Raw genomic sequence first — 17,013 nt, 5'->3', positions numbered from 1 at the left:
AAGTCCTTCTAATTATCGTTTCAATACATTAACCGTTAAATGGACATTATCCTTTTTTGTTCTTCCATTAATACTCTCAATCCAGAAACGGCCAAATTTACGTACTGAGATAATATCTTGTTCACTGACTTCAATATCTGGTCGTTCCGTCAACGTAAAGTTAACTTTTATATTTCCTTGTTGAATCAAATCTTTTGCACGCTGTCTAGAAAAATTATAGACATTGCTAATTAAAGTGTCAAGGCGCATCGAGCTCACAACAATGGACTCCGTTTCCCATTCTTCTTGGGATATCAACATTAATTCAGCAGGCATCTCTTCCAATCGAACTCCTACATTGCTAATTTTATCAATTGAATGGATTAAATACGTGCTTATTTCATGTTCAACAACGACTTGCCATTGCTCACCATCACTTATAATATCTCCAATACGGTTGCGATCAACTCCTTGAGACATCAATGTTCCCAATATTTTTCCGTGAGAAATATCTGCAAACTTCACAGGATAATGTAACTGTAAAAGTGTCAAACCGTAATCAACATCGGTTGGTTGATAATAATCTGGATAAATAAGACCTCGACGCCGTTCCGTCGCATGAATTCCACCGTAAAAGGCAATTTTAAAATCGCCATACTCTTCAACAATTTGTTGCGCAATCATTTGCTCGCGTGGTGTTAAAAAATGTAACAAGACAGGAACATAATGGTTATCTACTCTGTGTAACCCATCGTAGACCAAATCAATAAATTCGGCTTCTTCCGGCCGGTAATGTTGATAGACTTGTTCGTTCATCGAATCGACCGACTCACCAAGTTAAAGACCAACGTGATAAAGCCGCGTTGAACTAAATTTAAAACGAACAAGGCAATAATTACGTTAAAACTAATGCCACCAATTGATGGAATATAACGATCGAATATCCCGATATAAGGTTCAGCTAACTTCGATATTAACTTCCCTAAACTACTCTCTCTCGCTCCAGGTAACCATGATAATAACGCATATAAAACTAAAACCATGGAGTACGCTCTAAACAAATAATTAATTATGATCACTAGTTTCATTCGTAACTCCTTTCATTCCATATAAAATGAGGAGGAAGCGAATGCTTCCTCGCTAAGTTAAATTAATTACGGTGACGTTTTCTGAAAAATGGCGGAGTATCTAATTCTTCGGAATCATTCACTTCGCTCGGTTGTTGGTTTACATGAGATGGAGTAGATTCAAACTGGCGCTCTGTTGGTGCTTCAGCTTCAATATCACTAATATCTCGTGTACTTTGCTCTCGGTTAATTTCCCAGTCGCTGAATAAATCACGTTCGGGACGTTTTTCACGAGTATAATTAGTATTCGCATTAGATTCACGTTGTCCTGCTTCACTTGTGCGTTGAGGTTGGCCTGTTGCTTCTTTTGAACCAAATGATCTACGAGGCTGTTTTATAGAATGACTCGTATCAGACTTTTCATGCTCAATACCCGTTGCGATGACTGTGACAACAACTTCATCTCCGAGTTCTTCGTTAATTGACGTACCAAAGATAATGTTTACATCACTACTTGACGCATTTGCAACAATTTCACTTGCATCCTGTGCCTCATATAGACTTAAGTCTGCGCCGCCCGTAATATTTAATAGAATTTGCTCTGCTCCATCGATTGATACTTCTAATAATGGAGAAGAAATAGCTTTCTTTGTTGCTTCAGCTGTACGATTTTCACCAGAAGCTTGACCAATTCCCATTAATGCGGTGCCTTGATCTTTCATAACAGTTTTGACGTCAGCGAAGTCTAAGTTAACGTAACCTGGTGAAGTAATTAAATCAGAGATTCCTTGTACACCTTGACGCAGCACGTTATCTGCTTCACGGAATGCTTCAAGCATTGGGGTCTTGCGATCAACAATCTCTAACAAACGATTATTGGAGATAGTCACCAGTGTATCAACATTCTCTTTTAAGTTCTTAAGACCTTCTGCAGCTGCACGACCACGTTTTGGTCCTTCAAATGTGAATGGACGTGTAACAACTCCGACCGTCAATGCGCCTAATTCTTTAGCAATTTTCGCTACAACGGGTGCGGCACCTGTCCCAGTACCACCACCCATTCCTGCTGTAACAAAGACTAAGTCTGCGCCTTCAAGTGATTTGCGAATTTGCTCTTCACTTTCTTCAGCCGCTTTCAGACCGATTTCTGGTAGCGCACCTGCACCCAGTCCTTTTGTAATTTTTTGACCTAATTGAATTTTAGTATCCGCATTGGATAAATTTAATGCTTGTGTATCGGTATTCGCTACAATAAACTCGACACCTTGGACGTGTTCTTCAATCATACGGTTAACCGCATTGCCGCCTGCTCCACCGACACCAATTACTTTAATATTTGCGCCATCGTGATTTAATGTTGTATCGAACGATAATTCCATCTCAATAACCTCCTATGTAGTTACTTAACTTATTAATCAAAAAATGTATTGAAATAATTACGAATTCGTGCCATAAAATTATTTTCATCTTTCGGGTAGGATTCTTCTCGGTAGTAGTTATCTCGATAATCATTTGATTCTTCCACCGGACCTCTTACTGAAGATGACGGATAAGCATTATAATCTTGATATGGGTACTGCTCATCTCTAACTTGATTCTTTTCTCGTTGACCAAATAAATTAGGGAAACGATTTGTCAATTGCGAACGGTTATCCTCAGCTGAGTTTCGTTGTTCATATTCAGATTCCGCAGAGAAATAATCATCATCACGCCATGTTTGAGCGTGAGACTGTTGGGAAGATGCCGCTGGTGTCGAACGCCCTACAGGCCCTTCCATTTGTCTACTTTGCGCATAAGGTGGGTGCATCTCTTGGTTTGAGTATGCAAGATTTGAATAAGTTCCTTGAGCGATTCGATGAATATCATCAAGTTGAGCTACGTAATTAATCAACCCTAGGCTCGTTGCATAAATTGGATTACGCATTCCCATCTCATCAGGAATAAAGACGCGAATTTGATTGCCGAAGTAGCGTTTCGCTAATTCAACGACACCAGGTAGACTTACACCACCACCGGTCATTACAAACCCTCCTGGCAAATCTAAGCCATCTACGCGTTGAAGTTCGTCATGTAGCGTTTCGAAAATTTGAACCATACGTGCTTCAATAATTTCAGCTAAGAAATGTTCATCGACACGTACCGGCTCTTTCTTTCCAACCGTTTCAACAGGAAAATACTCTTGATCTGAGGTGTCAGCACTGACCGCATAGCCATATTCACGTTTAATGCGTTCAGCACTTTCAATTGAGGTGTTTAAAATAATTGAGATATCTTTGGTAACGAAATCCCCACCCTCTTGATCTACCATTGTGTACTTCAATTGGTTATCATGAATAATCGATGCAGTGGTCTGTCCACCACCCATATCAATAATTACCGTACCAAACTCACGTTCATCGCGTGATAAGGCAACGGATGCAATGGCTTGGGGTTGAACTACTAATTCTGCAATCTCAAGTCCTGCTTTTTGCACACAGCGTTTAATATTATGAATAATTGTGCGGGGTCCTGTTACAAGTCGAGCATATAATTCTAATCGGACACCGAGCATACCTCTTGGGTCTTTAATTCCATTAAAGCCATCCACAATAAATTCTTCTGGAATAATTGAAATAATATCGCGCTCAGGCGGTACTGAACGTACCTTTGCTGCTGAAATAACATTATCCACATCACGATTGGTGATTTCACGGTTTTCGCTAGCCACTGCAACCATTCCATGACATTCTTCAATCATAATTTGGTTACTTGGTACACCTACAATCACTGAACGAATTTGATAATTCGCTTTGCGTGATGCTTGATCTACTGCCCTTTGAATGGAATAGACAGTTTCATCTATATCAACAATAACACCTCGGCTTAACCCGCGAGATTTTTCATTGCCGACACCAATGATGTTAACAGATCCATTAATATATTCCGCTACAACTACTTTAATTGAAGTTGTCCCGATATCTAAGCTCACAAAAGTCTCATGTTGTCGCATCGAGGGAGCCTCCTTAATCTAGTTCATATTCTTATATATCTTAGCATAATCAACATTCCATTAGAAGAAGAAACCATTATCGACATAGAAATCTAATAATAGTTATCTTTATTAATGGAACTTTAGTGTTAATTGGTTTTATTCGAACGGTGTAAAATAAGCGCCCACTTCTAAATTAATAATTCCCGTACGACCTTCCAATTGATTTAAAATTTTGGGGTAATGTTGTACTTTTTGAGCAAACGTTGAAGCAATAGCCATAATGATATTGCCATCTTTCATTTGAACTTCAATCCCCTGAGGTTTATTAATATCCGTGGATGCACGAATATTTTGCATTTGCGCTAAAATTTCTGGCGGTATTTGTTCTAAACTCTCAGCAATTGTTCGTAATTCACCAGTATTATTAAATCCCTCAAGTATCGGTAACTTATCAGCAGCAACGGCTAAATCCAGTTCCGGTCTTTCTGTGCTGATTACCTCGCCACTCGAACTCACTGGATAGAAATTAGAATTAATCTCTGTTAACCCTACGAAACGATGTTCACTTACTTTTATATTTAATGCCGATCCATTAGGACGTCCAAACGTGACGGATTCAACCATTGGATTTTCCGAAACAATTACCCGTTCAATCGCTTCACGTTGACGGAATACTTCTTTCACCCGATCAAAAGGTTCAATTCGTGACGATTGTTGAATTAATGCATCAACAACTAATTCATTACCCGAAACCGTGACTTGGTTAACAAATTGATAAGGGTTTATTTTAATACCATTTACCATAACCATGATTAATAAAAATAAGTAGACTGCACCTGCTTTTACGATTCCTTTTGGATAGGGGTCATGTCGTCCTCGTTCTAATTCTGAGTCGAACCAACGCTTTAACTTTTCAACTTTAGAAATACGTTGTACGTGTGAATGTGGGGTCTTTTTTCGAGAGTTAAACGATGTTGACCTAAAACCTTGCAATGATGCTTCATTGCGCCAAGGTTGAAAATCATCGAAATGATAATGCGTGCGCTCATAAGGATTAAAATTTCGTTCTCGAGGCTGTTGAACACGCATATCCCATTCTTGTCTGCGTGCAGGGTGTCGCATTGAAATTACCTTGTTTTGCGAAGGGCCAGAGGTATTCAATGAGGTACGATGGCCATAAATAGAGTGATTCCCTTGATTATTGGACGTATTAAAATTAAATCGTTCTTTTGAATCGTACCTCATCTCTATACCTCCTCTCATACTTTCGCATCATTCTACTTAACTAATTTTTCAATTTCAACTACTAGTGCATCAATCGCATCTGGTTTCCCCAAGTTTTTGGCTTTTTCAGACATTTGTTTGAGCTGACTTGGTGAAGCCATTAATTCATCAATTTGCTCCTTAAGTGTTTGAGCCGTTAAATCTTTTTCCTCAATCATTACGGCGGCTTGCTGATTGACTAATGCTAAAGCATTTTTTACTTGATGATTATTTGTTACATAAGGACTTGGAATTAAGATACTCGGTAGACCCAAAGCAGTAATCTCCGCTAAAGTTGTTGCGCCACTTCGTGATACAATCAAGTCAATTTGATTCATCAAGCTCGGCATTTGGTCGATATAGTTTATAATTTTAACATTCGCTGGCACCGTCACCTTACGCTCAGCTAAATATTGGATCCATTCATCATAATGGACTTTCCCAGTCCCAATAATGACTTGATATGGTGCAGAAGCAAAAGCTTCTACTGATTCGATTGCTGCTTGATTAATTGCGGGTGCACCCCGACTTCCACCAAAGATTAAGACCGTGCCCAAATCCGGGTTCAACCCAAATTGTGAGGTTAAACGATCTATTTCACTAACTTTATCCAATACCTCTTGTCCTCGTGGATTTCCAGTATAGACTAATTTTTGTGGATGCTGAGCAAAATCTCGGTGTACTTCTTTAAAAGAAGTCGCGATTTTATCAACTTTACTCGCTAAAAATTTATTTGTCACACCCGCAACACTATTTTGTTCATGAATTAAGGTTGGGACCTTCAGCTGAGTGGCTGCCCAGAGTACAGGTCCACAAACAAATCCTCCAGTTCCAATCACAACGTCGGGATTAAAGTCGCGAATCATTTTTTTAGCTTTATGCGTACTGTTGAGCATTTGGAAAATAACCTTAAAGTTGCTCAATGTTAATTTACGTTTAAACCCAGAAATCTCAATCGTTTTAAATTGAATATCTGGATGTTGTTTTAAAATTTCAGCCTCAAGTCCTTTTGCTGTTCCTATAAAAAGGCATTCTAAATCTGGGTAACGTCGTTTAAGTTCTTGATAAACAGATAGACCTGGATAGACGTGTCCTCCTGTTCCACCGCCACTTAGTACAATGCGTTTTATTGTCATAAATTAATTCTCCTTTTTATAAGGCTGTTGCTTTAGTAAAGCCTTGACTGTTTTTACAAAGCAATCCCCTCTTTGTTCAAAATGATCGAATTGATCCCAACTCGCACAGCACGGTGACAGTAAAATAACCTCTCCCGCTTGCGCATCATAGTAGGCTTGTTCTGTTGCTTGTTCAAGGTTGTCAAACAAGTGCACTTTAACCCCTGGAAGTTTATCAAAGGTCTCTTTCATCTTATGCTTCGTCTCTCCATAGAGATATGCACCTTGAATTTGCCCAATATATGGTATTAATTCATCAAATCCATTACCGCGATCTAATCCGCCACCTATATAGCGAATGGGTTCTTTAAAGCTCTTTAATGCCGTAATTGTTGCTATAATATTTGTTGCTTTAGAATCATTCACAAATGTGCGGCCTTTTACTCGCTCGATGACCTGAATTCGATGTGCAACCCCTGTATACTGATTGATAACATCTGCAATGATTTTTGAATCAAGTTTTTTTAATTTTGCAACCGCAATAGCAGCTAAAATATTTTCCAAGTTATGTTGTCCAGGTAATTGGATATGTTGAGTAGACATCACAAATTCACCTTGATAATAAATCGCCTCATTCTCAAAATAAACTCCCGTTTTTCGAACGACATCATCAATACATTGGACACTAAAAGGAATAAGGATTGCTTGAGTTCCACTTTCTTTAATTAACTGAGTTAATTCACCTTGGTCATAACGATAAATTAAATAGTCATTCTCCGTTTGGTTTTGGGTAATTTTTAATTTTGCTTGAATATAATTATCATGCGTTTGATGGTAATCTAGATGTGCTTCATAAATATTACAAATAATCGCAATGTGTGGGTGGAATTTTTGCGTTCCCTCTAATTGAAAACTCGATAACTCCATTACCAATTGATTTTTTGGGTTAAGATTATCAACTTGTGATAGCACCGGAATGCCAATGTTACCTGATAAGTAGGTTTCAAATTGGTCACTTGCTTTCAACAAATTGTAAATCAATTGGGTCGTTGTCGTCTTACCATTACTCCCGGTAATACCAATAATATCGCCTGATGCGATCCAACTCGCAATTTCTACATCAGTATAGATTGGAATATTTTGTTGCTTAGCGGCTTGTATAATATCAATTGAATAAGGAATGCCAGGATTCTTTATAATATAGTCCCACGGTTGTTCCAATAACGACAGCGGGTGACCGCCAGTCACGAACTTAGCACCTTGTCGAATTAAAGCATCGACCGATTCGTCTTCATTTAAATTTCCTCGGTCATTGACCGTGACATTGGCCCCTTTTCGAACAAGAAATTCTGCCACAGATTGCCCTGTCATCGCATAACCGATAATTAATATGTTTTTTTGATCAAACAATTCCTGGTTCATTCCGTCTACTCCCTTTTTTATGTAAAAAGAATCAATGAGATAATCGCACAAATCGCACCAACACTCCAAAATACGTATACCACTTTCAATTCGCTCCACCCTGACATTTCAAAATGATGGTGGATTGGGCTCATTTTAAAGACCCGTTTACCGGTAGTTTTAAATGAAATTACTTGAATAATCACACTTAACGTCTCAAGTACAAAGACAAGACCGATTAATAATAGGCTCCAAGGTTTATTTAAAACAATCGAGATAACTGCGAGTCCCGCGCCTAGCGCCAGAGATCCCACATCCCCCATAAAAATCTTCGCTGGTTTAACATTGTAAATTAAAAATCCACTTAAAGCCCCTACCACAATCAAGCAAATTAAAGCAATATCAAAATAGCCATGCGATTTCGCAATGAAATAATAGGTGAGATAGGCAATAATATTCAATCCGGTAGCTAAACCATCTAAGCCATCTGTTAAATTAACCGCATTTGAAAAACCTGTAATCCAAACAAACATAAAAATTGTAATTAAAAAGTAATTTTGGATATTAAAAGCAAATAGAGGAATCGTTATTAATTGCTGTGTTAGCCAACCGATTAAAGCAATAATCCCCGAGAAGGCAATTTGAGCTAAAAATTTCTGACGTGCGGTCAGGCCTTCATTTTTTTGATGGAAAACAGCAATAAAATCATCGATAAAACCGATACCACCAAATAACAAGAGTGCTAACCATACCATCCAAAAAGAACCGTCAAAATATCGTGATAGTACAGCAAAGATGAGTGATAAAACTAGAGAAACTAGAATAAAAACGGTCCCTCCCATTGTAGGTGTTCCTGTTTTTACTTCATGCCAACTTGGCCCCTCTTCTCGAGTCACTTGGCCAATTTTTTTATTCATAAATAACTTAATAAAAAATGGAACAAAAATAAGGCTTAAAAAGGCACTTGAAATTACTGGTATTAAATCTTTCATCGTTATGTCTACCCCTCACTTTTCGATAATTTATCTTGAATAGTTTGCCGGACTACACTCGCTTCATCATATGGTAAATACTGGTTTTCAATTACTTGATATGGTTCTCCACCCTTACCTAGAAATACTAAGATATCATTCGTTTGGGCTTGATCCACAGCGAATTGAATGGCTTCTTTTCTATCAACTACAATATGATAGGCTTTATCATTGTGAGAGCCAATCATCTCCTGACAAATTTTCGTCACATCTTCATAACGCGGGTTATCAGCTGTTAAAATAACAAGATCACTATACTTAAATAGTATATTACCCAATTCAGGCCGAGCTTCACTGTCACGATTCCCTCCACTGTGACCCATCAACGTAATAAGACGTTGATTATCCGATTTATGTGCTACTAATTCACTAAGCACACGTTCCAAAGCATCGGTCGTATGGGCAAAATCAACAATCACCTCATAAGGTTGGCCCTCTTGAATGGATTGCATTCGACCAGAGACCCCTTCAAAGTGTTGCATCATTTCAATCACTTTAGTGACATCATAATCATAATAATACACTAAGCATAAACAACTCGCTAAAAAGTTTGAAACATTATAGCTCCCTCGCACTGGAATCATCACTTCGTAACTTTCTCCTTGGAATTCCATCACAAAATCTGTGCGTCCCGATGAAGAAGTAATCGAGTGCGCATAAGCTGTTGCACCCTTATCTTGCAAGCTATACGTTACAATATCCGCTGAAGTTACAGCGCTCATCAGTTCACCCGCACCATCATCTTGATTAATAATTGCCAGAGGCGCTCTACCAACATTAAATTGTTGACCTAATTGACTAAATAGAAGACTTTTCGCTTGAGCATAGCCATCCATTGTTTTATGGAAATCTAAATGCTCACGTGTTAAATTCGTAAAAATAGCACAATTAACCGATGTATACCATAAACGTCCTAACATTAATGCGTGAGAAGAAGCTTCGAGTAAAACATCTTGACATGATGCTTCAACCATTTGATGATACATCTGTTGTAAACTTAATGAGTCGGGTGTCGTATTAATCGCTGGTAAAATTTGCTGATCAATCTTATATTGCACCGTCCCAATTAATCCCGTCCGATGTCCTATTCGCTCAAGCATAAAATTAATCATATGCGTAATGGTCGTTTTACCGTTGGTTCCGGTAACTGCCACCACATCCATTTTCTTTGAAGGTTCTTGATAAAATTGATTCCCCAAAATTGCCTGAGCCTTTACCGTTGATGGAACATGAACGATGGTCGCATTTAAGCTCTCAATATTTTTAGGTTTCTTTTCAACAATTATCAACCGTGCGCCTGCTTCAATCACTTCTGCTAGAACTCGATGACCATCAAATTGTTCTCCTTGAATCGCAATAAAACCACACCCTGGTGTTATTTTTCGGGAATCATTCGTTAATGATGTCACCGATTCATCTAAAGCAATATCTTTTAATATAGTATAGTTATAAAGTGGCTTTAATAATTCCGTTTGATTCACTATCAAGTCTCCTTATCTGTCTTAGTTATTTAATAACACATAATCTACGAACGGTTTAAAGACCTCGGCTAAAATCTGACTTCCCATACGTCCTTGATTATTCTCGGGACGCTTCAAGGTCAAATAAAGCATATATTCTGGTTGTTCTGCCGGGAAAAATGATACGACCGAAAAATAGTAATCATTAGGCCCCGCCAAATAGCCTGCTCCCGTAGGATTAGCAATTTGAGCGGTCCCAGTTTTAGCCGCGATACGTACATTCGGCATTTTAAAATCTTGTGCCGTACCATACGGTTGTTCTACAGCGTCCATTAAAATATCCAAGATATGCTGCGCGGATTCTGGGCGGATCATTGTTTTTATTTTCTGCGTTTCATAATCCGACGTGTCGCTGCCATAGGCATATTGAATTTTTATAATATCTCCTTGGTTACCGATCATTGAATAAGCTTGCATCAATTGAATCGGAGTGGCAGATATTGCTTGTCCAAAGCCTGACATATAGACAGAAACTGGATTATCAAAATCGATAAAGCCAGTATTTTCACCTGGCAAATCTGAATGTGTTGATTGTCCAAAGCCTAATTCTTCTAAAGTTTGCTCCCAGCTTTCCAATCCCATTCGGCGGACCAATTCCACCATAGATACGTTACTTGAGCGCGCGAGCGCCTCATCGAATGGAATTTCTCCCCAACCATATAAATTATAGTCTTTGACGACGGTATCTTCAATCTCGATTGATCCAGTCATAACAAGCTCGTTAGGTTGATAAATATTTCGGTCATAGGCGATACTTTGTGTCAAAATTTTCAAAGTAGAACCTGGCTCATAAGCTTCACTCACAAATTGTCCTTCCCAGTCTTGGTCAATGCCTTCTAACGTATTTAAATTGTAAGAAGGGCGCTGTCCAGCAGAAAGTAATTTGCCTGTTCCCAACTCGACAAGATAACCACTTATCAGTTCGGGTTCATATTTTTCGTAAGCCGTCGTTAACAGTTGCTCAAGGTGATTTTGTAACTGACTATTAATTGTTAAATAGACATCGCGTCCGCGCAATAGCTTTTCATGAGTCTGCATCAAATAAAAATCATCAATACCGCTCAATTGATCATTAAAAGCAGCTTCTACACCACTTTTACCGACTCGAGTTCGGACAGCCTCACCATTATACAAATATTGCTCGTCTTCGGATAAATAACCAATAAGATGTGAGGCAAAATAATTATTAATATATTTCCGTTGCTGATTCTCATAAAAGCCTAGTCCCGAAAACCCTTCGGATTCGATTGATTCCTTCAACTCTCGTGAAATGTTTTTTCCAGCAGGACCAAACTCTACTTGAACAACATCTTCGGTTTGTAAAATATCATAAATCTCTTGTGCACTCATATTTAAATGTTCACTCAACATGTTTGCCGTTTCTATCGGACGACTAACGGTTGATAACCCCTCATTATCAACAATTGCAAAAAGCGAATAGGAAGTAGCATCAATGGCTAAAGGAACCCCATTTTGATCATAAATCGTTCCTCTAGGTATATCATTGATACTACTTCCTACTATAGATGACATCGATAGTTCCGTTAAATCGATTCCATTTGTACTTTTAAATATCCCGAGTTGCACAAAGCGTCCCATCACGATAAGTGCCATTACAACAACGATAAAAATATGGTTTAATAAAAACTTATTTGAAGTATTGTTATCTATTCTCATAATCTAATTCCTTAACTCGTTCGCTACTAATTGACATTCCTTCGCTTTCGGCAGATGCTTTAATCGCTTCGTAATTGTATTGATCCACCATTAAACTTTGATAATGTTTAATTTGAGAAATCTGTTTTTCATTTCGAGCTTCAATTTGCTCAATCGCATGATTTATTTTACGAACTTCGAATTGGGTGGTCATCGCAAGGACTAATAACACCCCACAAATTAAAGTTGTTAAAGTATAAATAAGATACAACCAGCGCCGTTGCAAAGATAGGACGTCGCTTGATGAAGGTATCGTGTAATCGTCATTGGCTGGGATCGGTTTTCTCGCTAAACTCCCAGAATTCGTATATTCTGGCGTTTCATAATGCGAATATTTTTTTACAGCAGTCATGACTTTCACCTACCTTCCTTCATAACTCTTTTATGCTCGAATACGCTCGAGTACCCGTAGACGTGCACTTCTTGCCCGTCGATTTTGCTCTAATTCATCTTGTGTCGCTTCAATGGGTTTTCTTGATACCATTCGATATTTTGGCAACAATTCTTCTGGAATCATTGGCATATTTGGCGGTGTCTCAGGCATCGCACTCAATTCTCTGAAATAACCTTTTACAATGCGATCTTCTAACGAATGGAATGAAATAACCGATATACGTCCGCCCTCTTTGAGTAATTGAACAGCAGCTTCTAGTGATGCTTCTAAGACACCCAATTCATTATTTACCGCAATGCGAATCGCTTGAAATGTTCGTTTCGCAGGATGCCCGCCTTTACGTCGCGTCGCAGCAGGAATCGCTTGTTTAACAAGTTCACTTAACTCTAACGTTGTATCAATTGATGCATTTTTACGTGATTCGACAATTTGACGTGCAATCCGCCCTGAAAATCGTTCTTCTCCATATCGACGAATAATCCGACTTAATTCCGACTCTGACCATTCATTAACAATTTGATGGGCATCCAGTGCTTGCGATTGATTCATTCGCATATCCAATTGGCCTTCGTGTTGGTAACTAAAACCACGTTCTGCAATATCAAATTGTGGAGAAGAAACACCTAAATCGTAGTAAATGCCGTCGACTTGATTGACATTATATTTTTCTAGTTCATCTTTTAAATTTGAAAAATTACTATGAATTAGCGTAACACGCCCTCTTTGAATGTCGTCAGCTAAGACTTGCTTTGCATTTTCTAATGCTGTCAAGTCTTGATCAAACGCATAAAGATGTCCCTCTTCATCCAGTAGACTCAATAAATATTGAGCATGACCACACCCGCCCAAGGTGCAATCCACATAAATCCCATTAGGTACAACATTTAATGAATCAATCGTCTCGTGTAATAGGACTGTCTCATGATTAAAAGTCATTAAAACTCCTCCATTACAATCCAAAATCAATCATATCTTCAGCTAATGATTCAAAATCATCTTCCATATCTGCCGCAAAAGCTTCCCAAACTTCACTGCTCCAAATCTCGATTCGATCTGATACGCCGATCACGCGACAGGACTTATCGATTTTAGCGAAATCTATGAGCGTTTGCGGTAAATTAATTCTTCCTTGTTTATCGACTTCTACCTCAGTGGCAGCTGAATAGAAAAATCGAGTAAATTTTCGTGCATCTTTTTTAGAGAGAGGTAATTGTTCAAGTTTCGCTTCAACTTTCGCCCAATTTTCTAAAGGATAACCGAACAAGCAGCCATCCAATCCTCTCGTTACAATAAAACTATAACCTAAATCTTGTCTGAATTTGGCTGGCATAATTAAGCGACCTTTCGCGTCAATATTATGCTGATATTCCCCGATTAACATCGCTAATTATACCTCCTCCAGTTTAAGATACATAAAGTATACCACATCCCCCCACAATCTACCACTTTAAATCCATTTTTCTCCACAAAAAAACACTTTGCATTTCGCAAAGTGCTTTTCGAATTTTTATACTATAAAATAAGTGATTACCCTCAAGATAATTAAGGATATTAAAAATATCGAGAGTAGAAAGAAGGCTAGTTTACTCGCTTTAATACTATATTTTTGCAATGAAAAATAGTCAATAAATCGAACATAATCATACAAGTGAATCGCCAAAGCAAAAGATACCATCAACAAAACATAATGGATAATACTAAAGCCATAAATCAATTTTGATAACAGTACAATATTCACGATCCAAATTGGAATCAGTAACATGGCTAAAGTCACTTTAAACGGAAGTCCTGTCGCTAATTCTCGGCGAAAATAGGAATGAACGATATAAATAATAATAGGGGGCAACAGATAAATTAGTAGCTCAGAAAGCTTAAATGGACTGGTCACGTTATTCCCTCATTTCCTCTTAGAGAGACTAATATTACTGGACAAAGTCAATAATATGACGCCAAGTATCCGTATTAACAACTTCCCAGAAATGTCCATCCCCGATGCCAGCATACCCAATAAACAATCCTACAATGAAAAAAATAATTACCAGCAACAAAATTAATATTACAAAGAACGTTACTTTCGATATATTTTTCCAAACAGAATCTTTCAACGTAGTCTGTTCCATTGGTATCACCTCATTTTTAATTATTTTACAATTCGTCTAAAGCTAGATTGGATTGTTTGCTTCAGACGTTGGATTGGAGAAGGATTCCGTCGCATCAATTTATTAGTTCCAATTGTATCTAACATCACACCCGTGCCGATAGCCACGCATTGCATCGGCTGGTCTGAAGCAATCACTGAAACTTCTAATTCATTTGACAAATAGTCATCGAGTGACCGAATCAATGCTCCACCACCCGTTAAGATAATACCTCGTTCCATAATATCCCCCGCTAACTCGGGATCGACTTCTTCAATTAGCATTTTTGCATTGCAAGCAATTTTATCAATAATCGGTAAAATAGCATTGTATAAATCATTTGACGTTGCATTAATTGACATTGGTAATCCCGTTAATAGGTTGCGCCCTTTTACCGTCGCCGTAACGACCTCACTTTCCGGCACTTCGATTGCAGAAGCAATTTGAATCTTCAATTGTTCTGCAGAGCGTTCACCAAGCAATAATTTTCGCTGTTTACGAAAATAATCGCATACCGCTTCGTCCATATCTCGACCTGCCAGGGGCAATGTTTCACTCACAACAACCGAGCCTTTTGAAATAATGGCGATATCAGTCGTACCACCGCCAATATCAATCACCATATGTCCCTCTGGGCTATCATGCGAAATGCCTGCTCCTATCCCAGCGACCTTCGGTTCAATATCCATAAAGACGCGCCCTGCTCCAGCACGTTCTACCGCTTCAATCAGTGCGCGTTCTTCGACTTCACTAATAACAGAAGGACGAGAAACTAAGACGTTTGGCTTGCTAAAGAAACTTGGACGATAAATACGTTGAAAGAACATGACGAGTAAAGCTTCCGTCCGCTCATAATCAGCAATAACCCCGCGTTCCAGCGGATAGACAATTTCATAGGCATTTCCTGTTCGGCCAATCAAATCATATGCATCGCGCCCAACAGCAACAATCTCTTGAGTATAGCGATCTACCGCTATTACGGAAGGCTCGTTTAAAACGACGCCACGACCTTTCAAATGTATCACAACATTTGTGGTCCCTAAGTCTATTCCGATTTCTTTTGCCATGGTAATCTCCTATTTAGCCTCAGCTAGCGTGCGTTCAGCATGACGACTTCCAATTGGATTGATTTCAACACGCTCGATATCGGCTCCTAAAGCTGCTAATTTTTCATGAAACTTATAATATCCACGATCTAAATATTTCAATTCTGAAACACGCGTCAAACCTTTTGCAGTTAATCCTGCAATAATTAAGGCTGCAGCAGATCTTAAATCGGACGCTTTAACACTAGATCCGCTAAAATCAGCCGGACCGTACATAACGCATGTTTGACGATCAATCGTAAAACGTGCACCCATGCGACGCAATTCTTCAAAATGCATAAAACGATTTTCAAAAACTGTTTCAGTAAGCACACTCGTTCCATCTGCAAGAAGTTGAGCAATCGACATTGGTGATTGTAAATCCGTTGGGAAGCCTGGATAAGGCAGTGTCTTAACATCTGTCGCTTTTAAAGTTTTAGGACCCATTACACGAATGCCTTCAGCGTATTCTTCGATTTCAACGCCCATTTCGATTAATTTACTTATGAGTGGTTTATTATGTTCACGTAATGCGCCTTCTACAAATACATCTCCTTGTGTAACAGCTGCTGCAATCATAAAGGTTCCGGCTTCAATACGATCTGCAATAATCGCATGATCCGTACCATGGAGACGTTCTACACCTGTAATTTTTAGTGTTTCAGTTCCGGCACCTGTAATTTCCGCGCCCATTTTATTTAAGAAGTTGGCTAGGTCTACGATTTCTGGTTCACGGGCTACGTTCTCAAGAATCGTCACACCTTCTGCTAAAACAGCTGCCATCATAATGTTTTGAGTGGCACCTACACTTGGGAAGTCTAAATAAATGCGCGCACCTTTTAGCCGGGTCGCTGTCGCTTCGACATACCCAGCTTGATTATTGATTGTTGCACCGAGTGCTTCAAATCCTTTTAAGTGGAGGTCAATCGGACGTGTGCCAATTGCGCATCCACCTGGCATTGCTACTTTTGCATGTCCATAACGCGCTAATAATGGTCCCATTACAACAATTGACGCGCGCATCTTGCTAACAAAATCATAATCCGCAACCGTTCTCAATGTCTCAGTTGCGTCGATAGTAACGGTGTTTTCCGTTTCATTAAAGTTTACTCCAGCATTTAAATTACTTAATAATTCATTCATCAAGGTTACATCTGAAAGTACTGGAACATTCGATAATTCAGTTACACCTTCCTCTGCCAAGAGCGATGCAGCTAAAATCGGTAATACGGCGTTCTTCGCACCTTCAACTTTGACAGATCCTTCCAGGCGTTGCCCACCTTGAACAATAATCTCTTGCATTACAAAAAATCCCCTTTTAATCCCCTGTCGT

Annotated in this window: 16 protein-coding genes; all 16 read right to left on the bottom strand. The window is 38.8% G+C overall.

The genetic code is table 11. The features are described from left to right. Positions 1 to 12 precede the first annotated feature (12 nt). Positions 13 to 795: a YlmH family RNA-binding protein gene (locus tag HMPREF9707_RS02120; RefSeq protein WP_006701068.1), complete on the bottom strand. Its 783-nt coding sequence runs from the start codon at positions 793 to 795 to the stop codon at positions 13 to 15. Then, positions 792 to 1,067 carry a YggT family protein gene (locus HMPREF9707_RS02115; protein WP_006701067.1) on the bottom strand — a complete coding sequence of 92 codons (276 nt, stop codon included), beginning with the start codon at positions 1,065 to 1,067 and terminating at the stop codon, positions 792 to 794. The genes HMPREF9707_RS02120 and HMPREF9707_RS02115 overlap by 4 nt, the downstream gene beginning before the upstream one ends. Positions 1,068 to 1,129: 62 nt before the next feature. Further along, positions 1,130 to 2,425 (bottom strand): cell division protein FtsZ, encoded by a 1,296-nt coding sequence (ftsZ, locus tag HMPREF9707_RS02110; protein WP_006701066.1) that lies wholly within the window; start codon positions 2,423 to 2,425, stop codon positions 1,130 to 1,132. 32 nt (positions 2,426 to 2,457) lie between these two features. Then, positions 2,458 to 4,035: a cell division protein FtsA gene (gene ftsA / locus HMPREF9707_RS02105; protein WP_006701065.1), complete on the bottom strand. Its 1,578-nt coding sequence runs from the start codon at positions 4,033 to 4,035 to the stop codon at positions 2,458 to 2,460. A 138-nt stretch (positions 4,036 to 4,173) separates the two neighbouring features. Next, the gene (locus tag HMPREF9707_RS08430; RefSeq protein ID WP_006701064.1) at positions 4,174 to 5,262 is read right to left on the bottom strand and encodes a cell division protein FtsQ/DivIB; all 1,089 of its coding nucleotides are present in this window, start codon (positions 5,260 to 5,262) and stop codon (positions 4,174 to 4,176) included. A 32-nt stretch (positions 5,263 to 5,294) separates the two neighbouring features. Further along, a complete protein-coding gene (gene murG, locus HMPREF9707_RS02095) occupies positions 5,295 to 6,416 on the bottom strand; it encodes an undecaprenyldiphospho-muramoylpentapeptide beta-N-acetylglucosaminyltransferase (RefSeq protein WP_006701063.1) in 1,122 nt (373 codons plus the stop codon). Positions 6,417 to 6,419: 3 nt separating this feature from the next. Then, positions 6,420 to 7,817, bottom strand: a complete 1,398-nt coding sequence (gene murD, locus HMPREF9707_RS02090; protein ID WP_006701062.1) for a UDP-N-acetylmuramoyl-L-alanine--D-glutamate ligase — start codon at positions 7,815 to 7,817, stop codon at positions 6,420 to 6,422. A 17-nt stretch (positions 7,818 to 7,834) separates the two neighbouring features. Then, on the bottom strand, positions 7,835 to 8,788 hold the full coding sequence (gene mraY / locus HMPREF9707_RS02085) for a phospho-N-acetylmuramoyl-pentapeptide-transferase (RefSeq protein ID WP_006701061.1): 954 nt from the start codon (positions 8,786 to 8,788) through the stop codon (positions 7,835 to 7,837). Positions 8,789 to 8,796: 8 nt separating this feature from the next. Beyond that, positions 8,797 to 10,308, bottom strand: coding sequence for a UDP-N-acetylmuramoyl-L-alanyl-D-glutamate--2,6-diaminopimelate ligase (locus tag HMPREF9707_RS02080; protein WP_006701060.1), 1,512 nt, complete (start codon positions 10,306 to 10,308; stop codon positions 8,797 to 8,799). 21 nt (positions 10,309 to 10,329) lie between these two features. After that, positions 10,330 to 12,024, bottom strand: a complete 1,695-nt coding sequence (locus tag HMPREF9707_RS02075) for a peptidoglycan D,D-transpeptidase FtsI family protein (RefSeq protein ID WP_006701059.1) — start codon at positions 12,022 to 12,024, stop codon at positions 10,330 to 10,332. Beyond that, on the bottom strand, positions 12,011 to 12,424 hold the full coding sequence (locus HMPREF9707_RS02070) for a hypothetical protein (protein ID WP_006701058.1): 414 nt from the start codon (positions 12,422 to 12,424) through the stop codon (positions 12,011 to 12,013). Before HMPREF9707_RS02070 ends, HMPREF9707_RS02075 begins: the two co-directional genes overlap by 14 nt. A 21-nt stretch (positions 12,425 to 12,445) precedes the next feature. Continuing rightward, complete coding sequence (gene rsmH, locus HMPREF9707_RS02065; RefSeq protein WP_006701057.1) at positions 12,446 to 13,393, bottom strand: 16S rRNA (cytosine(1402)-N(4))-methyltransferase RsmH; 948 nt, start codon at positions 13,391 to 13,393, stop codon at positions 12,446 to 12,448. 13 nt (positions 13,394 to 13,406) lie between these two features. After that, positions 13,407 to 13,838: a division/cell wall cluster transcriptional repressor MraZ gene (gene mraZ / locus HMPREF9707_RS02060; protein WP_006701056.1), complete on the bottom strand. Its 432-nt coding sequence runs from the start codon at positions 13,836 to 13,838 to the stop codon at positions 13,407 to 13,409. 541 nt (positions 13,839 to 14,379) lie between these two features. After that, positions 14,380 to 14,577 (bottom strand): DNA-directed RNA polymerase subunit beta, encoded by a 198-nt coding sequence (locus tag HMPREF9707_RS02050; RefSeq protein WP_006701054.1) that lies wholly within the window; start codon positions 14,575 to 14,577, stop codon positions 14,380 to 14,382. Between the two features lie 20 nt (positions 14,578 to 14,597). Continuing rightward, a complete protein-coding gene (gene mreB / locus HMPREF9707_RS02045; RefSeq protein WP_006701053.1) occupies positions 14,598 to 15,662 on the bottom strand; it encodes a rod shape-determining protein in 1,065 nt (354 codons plus the stop codon). Between the two features lie 9 nt (positions 15,663 to 15,671). Further along, positions 15,672 to 16,982 carry a UDP-N-acetylglucosamine 1-carboxyvinyltransferase gene (gene murA, locus HMPREF9707_RS02040; RefSeq protein WP_006701052.1) on the bottom strand — a complete coding sequence of 437 codons (1,311 nt, stop codon included), beginning with the start codon at positions 16,980 to 16,982 and terminating at the stop codon, positions 15,672 to 15,674. Between the last annotated feature and the right edge of the window lie 31 nt (positions 16,983 to 17,013).

Origin of the sequence: Falseniella ignava CCUG 37419 (assembly GCF_000301055.1) — a bacterium.
Taxonomy (GTDB): domain Bacteria; phylum Bacillota; class Bacilli; order Lactobacillales; family Aerococcaceae; genus Falseniella; species Falseniella ignava.
Note: the sequence above shows the minus strand (reverse complement) of the source record. Positions and strands in the feature narration are given on the sequence as shown.

Bases quoted from the DNA above. Each gene is read 5' to 3' on its own strand.
- HMPREF9707_RS02120 (WP_006701068.1), bottom strand. From the start codon at position 795: ATGAACGAACAAGTCTATCAACATTACCGGCCGGAAGAAGCCGAATTT.
- HMPREF9707_RS02115 (WP_006701067.1), bottom strand. From the start codon at position 1,067: ATGAAACTAGTGATCATAATTAATTATTTGTTTAGAGCGTACTCCATG.
- ftsZ (WP_006701066.1), bottom strand. From the start codon at position 2,425: ATGGAATTATCGTTCGATACAACATTAAATCACGATGGCGCAAATATT.
- ftsA (WP_006701065.1), bottom strand. From the start codon at position 4,035: ATGCGACAACATGAGACTTTTGTGAGCTTAGATATCGGGACAACTTCA.
- HMPREF9707_RS08430 (WP_006701064.1), bottom strand. From the start codon at position 5,262: ATGAGGTACGATTCAAAAGAACGATTTAATTTTAATACGTCCAATAAT.
- murG (WP_006701063.1), bottom strand. From the start codon at position 6,416: ATGACAATAAAACGCATTGTACTAAGTGGCGGTGGAACAGGAGGACAC.
- murD (WP_006701062.1), bottom strand. From the start codon at position 7,817: ATGAACCAGGAATTGTTTGATCAAAAAAACATATTAATTATCGGTTAT.
- mraY (WP_006701061.1), bottom strand. From the start codon at position 8,788: ATGAAAGATTTAATACCAGTAATTTCAAGTGCCTTTTTAAGCCTTATT.
- HMPREF9707_RS02075 (WP_006701059.1), bottom strand. From the start codon at position 12,024: ATGAGAATAGATAACAATACTTCAAATAAGTTTTTATTAAACCATATT.
- rsmH (WP_006701057.1), bottom strand. From the start codon at position 13,393: ATGACTTTTAATCATGAGACAGTCCTATTACACGAGACGATTGATTCA.
- mraZ (WP_006701056.1), bottom strand. From the start codon at position 13,838: ATGTTAATCGGGGAATATCAGCATAATATTGACGCGAAAGGTCGCTTA.
- HMPREF9707_RS02050 (WP_006701054.1), bottom strand. From the start codon at position 14,577: ATGGAACAGACTACGTTGAAAGATTCTGTTTGGAAAAATATATCGAAA.
- mreB (WP_006701053.1), bottom strand. From the start codon at position 15,662: ATGGCAAAAGAAATCGGAATAGACTTAGGGACCACAAATGTTGTGATA.
- murA (WP_006701052.1), bottom strand. From the start codon at position 16,982: ATGCAAGAGATTATTGTTCAAGGTGGGCAACGCCTGGAAGGATCTGTC.